The following is a 3,461-nucleotide window of genomic DNA, read 5'->3' as shown; positions in this document are numbered from 1 at the left end:
CCCGCGGGGGAACCTGGGTACGCGAGGCCGTGGTGAAGCAGCCCCCGGTGGCCCGCGTGACCCCGCGCCGCGGGGGGGGGCGGGCGCGCGGGCCCAGCCCCGCCGACCTGGCCGCGGCCTCCCCCGCCGACGCGGTGCGCGCGTGGGCACGCCTCGGCTACCCGCGGCGCGCGCTCGCCCTGCACGCTGCCGCGGTGGCGATCACCGAGCGGCACGGCGGCGTCGTTCCCGACACCATCGACGAACTGAAGGCCCTCCCGGGGGTGGGCGACTACACCGCGCGGGCCGTCGCGGTGTTCTCGCACGGGCAGCGGCATCCCGTCGTCGACATCAACGTGCGGCGGGTGCTCGCCAGGGCGGTCGACGGCGAGGGAATGCCGGGGCCGGCGTCGACCCGGCGGGACCTCGAGGCGATGGATGCTGCGCTCCCCCGTGACCTCGCCGACAGCCTCGTCACCAACGCCGCCGTGATGGAGCTCGGCGCCCTGGTGTGCACCGCGAGGGCACCCCGGTGCGACGTGTGCCCCATCGCCGCGCTCTGCGCGTGGCGGGCGCGCGGCTACCCCGACTACGTCGGACCGCGAACCCCGACCCAGAAGAGATTCGAGGGCAGCGACCGGCAGGTGCGCGGGCTGATCCTCGCCGAACTGCGGCAGAGCGACGTGCCCGTGGCCGCGACGGAGATCGAGGGAGTGTGGGCGGCCGACGAACAGCGTGATCGTGCCCTCGCGGGCCTGCTGCGCGATGGCCTCGTGACGGGCTCGCCAGCCGCCGGGTACACGCTGCCCGGCGACTAGCGAGCGCGCGGCTCAGTCTTCTTCGATGACCCGCGGCTTGACGTAGGGGTCTTCGTCTCCGGCGTACTTCGCCGACTGCTTCATGCGCTCCACCTCGAGGTCGCGCTTGGTCGCCTCGGCGAGCAGCTCCTCGATGTGCTTGGCGTTCTCCGGGATGGCGTCGGCGATGAACTCGAGCGACGGGGTGAGGCGCGAGGTGAGGTTCTTGCCCACCTCGCTGCGCAGCATGCCGGTGGCCGACTTGAGGGCAGCGGCGCTGTCGGCGCGCTCCTCGTCGGATCCGTAGACGGTGTAGAACACCGATGCGTGCTGCAGGTCGCCGGTCACCTTGACGTCGGTGATGGTGACGAAGCCGATGCGCGGATCCTTGATGCCCCGCTCGAGCGTCTTCGCGACGATGACCTTGATGCGGTCCGCCATCTTGCGGGCCCTGGCTGGATCCACCATGTTGTGCTCCTTGACTGGTACGTGGATGCGGTGCTGACAAGGGTCGAGGGGGTGGGGCCCGCAGGCCCCACCCCCTCAGCCGCGGGTTAGACCCGGGGCTTTTCCTTCATCTCGATCGTCTCGATCTCGTCGCCGATCTGGATGTCGTTGAACTTGCCGAGGCCGATACCGGCTTCGAAGTCGGTGCGCACCTCGGTGACGTCGTCCTTGAAGCGGCGCAGGCTCTCGATCGCCAGGTTGTCGCCGACGACGACTCCCTCGCGGATGACCCGTGCCTTGGCGTTCCTCGTGATCGTTCCCGAGCGCACGATGACACCCGCGACGTTGCCGAACTTGGAGGAGCGGAACACCTCGCGGATCTCGGCGACGCCCGACTGGACCTCTTCGAATTCCGGCTTGAGCATGCCCTTGAGCGAGTTCTCGATGTCTTCGAGCGCAGCGTAGATCACCGAGTAGAAGCGCACGTCGACACCCTCACGAGCGGCGCGCTCGCGCGCCTTCGTGTCGGGGCGGACGTTGAACCCGATGATGATCGCGTTGTCGACGGTCGCGAGGTTGACGTCGCTCTCGGTGACGGCACCGACACCGCGGTGGATGATGCGCAGCTGCACCGAGTCGTCGACGTCGATCTTGAGCAGCGACTCCTCGAGTGCCTCGACGGCACCGGAGACGTCACCCTTGATGATGAGGTTGAGCGAGTCGACCTTGCCGTCTTCGAGGGCCTTGGTGAAGTCCTCGAGGCTGATGCGCTTGCGGCTGCGGGCCAGCAGCGCGTTGCGCTCCACGGCTTCGCGCTTCTCGGCGATCTGGCGGGCGGTGCGGTCATCGTCGGTGACGAGGAACGTGTCGCCGGCGCGGGGCACCGACGTCAGGCCGAGCACTGCCACCGGGCGGGCCGGGGTAGCGAACGCGACGGAGTCGCCGTTCTCGTCGAACATCGCACGAACGCGTCCGTAGGCGGTTCCGGCGACGATCGGGTCTCCGACCTCGAGGGTTCCCGACTGGATGAGCACGGTCGCAACCGCACCGCGTCCCTTGTCGAGGCGAGCCTCGATGGCGACACCGCGCGCGTCCTTGTTGGGGTTCGCGCGCATGTCGAGTCCGGCGTCGGCGACGAGCAGTACCGCTTCGAGCAGTTCGGGGATACCGACCTTGTTGAGCGCGGAGACGTCCATGAACATGGTGTCGCCTCCGTACTCCTCGGCGACGAGCCCGAATTCGGTGAGCTGCTGGCGCACCTTGGCCGGGTTGGCGCCCGGCTTGTCGATCTTGTTCACCGCGACGACGATCGGCACGCCGGCGGCCTGGGCGTGGTTGAGCGCCTCGACCGTCTGCGGCATGATGCCGTCGTCTGCCGCGACCACGAGGATCGCGATGTCGGTGACCTGCGCACCTCGGGCACGCATGGCGGTGAACGCCTCGTGGCCGGGGGTGTCGATGAAGGTGATGGCGCGTTCGACGCCCTCGTGCTCCGCGACGACCTGGTAGGCACCGATGTGCTGGGTGATGCCACCGGCTTCGCCCGCGACGACGTTCGCGTTGCGGATCGCGTCGAGCAGTCGGGTCTTTCCGTGGTCGACGTGGCCCATGACGGTGACGACGGGAGGACGGATCTCGAGGTCCTCGTCGGTCTCGTCTTCCAGCTCCTGGTCGAGGTCGAGGTCGAACCCGGCGAGCAGTTCGCGGTCCTCGTCTTCTGGGGAGACCATCTCGATCTTGAACCCGAGCTCTTCACCCAGGATGTCGAAGGTCGCCTCGTCGAGGGACTCGGTCGCGGTCGCCATCTGTCCGAGGTGGAACAGCACGGTGACCAGGTTGCCGGGGCTGGTGTCGATCTTGTCGGCGAAGTCGGTGATGCTGGCGCCACGGCGCATGCGCACCACGGTCTTGCCATCGCCACGGGGAACGCTCACGCCGCCGAGCGACGGAGCTTCCCTGAGCTCGAATTCTGCCCTCTTCGTACGCTTCGACTTGCGGGCCTTGCTCTTGCCACCGCCGCGACCGAAGGCACCTGCGGTGCCACCACCGGGGCCGCGACCGCGACCGCCGACGCCGGGGCGAGGTGCGCTGAAACCGCCACCCGGTGCTCCACCGCCTGGGCGCTGGAATCCGCCGCCGGCCGGACGTGCGCCGCCGGGTCCACCCGGGCGTCCGCCCGCACCCGCTGCGGGGCGCTGGCCGAAGCCGCCGGGGCGAGCGCCCTGGCCGGGTCCGCCG

3 protein-coding genes are annotated in these 3,461 nt (G+C 69.7%); 1 reads left to right on the top strand and 2 read right to left on the bottom strand.

The features are described from left to right. On the top strand, positions 1-797 hold a 797-nt coding region (locus G5S38_RS15245; RefSeq protein ID WP_165070455.1), incomplete at its 5' end, for an HhH-GPD family protein. Between the two features lie 12 nt (positions 798-809). On the opposite strand, the gene rbfA is transcribed toward G5S38_RS15245, so the two are convergent. Together rbfA and infB are read right to left on the bottom strand one after the other, a co-directional pair. After that, positions 810-1,244, bottom strand: a complete 435-nt coding sequence (gene rbfA, locus G5S38_RS15240; RefSeq protein ID WP_165070453.1) for a 30S ribosome-binding factor RbfA — start codon at positions 1,242-1,244, stop codon at positions 810-812. Positions 1,245-1,330: 86 nt separating this feature from the next. After that, positions 1,331-3,461, bottom strand: a 2,131-nt coding sequence (infB, locus tag G5S38_RS15235; RefSeq protein ID WP_165070451.1) for a translation initiation factor IF-2, incomplete at its 5' end; no start/stop codon positions are given.

Origin of the sequence: Marisediminicola senii, assembly GCF_011057645.1 — a bacterium.
Classification (GTDB): Bacteria; Actinomycetota; Actinomycetes; order Actinomycetales; family Microbacteriaceae; genus Marisediminicola; species Marisediminicola senii.
This window is presented reverse-complemented; position numbering and strand designations above follow the sequence as displayed.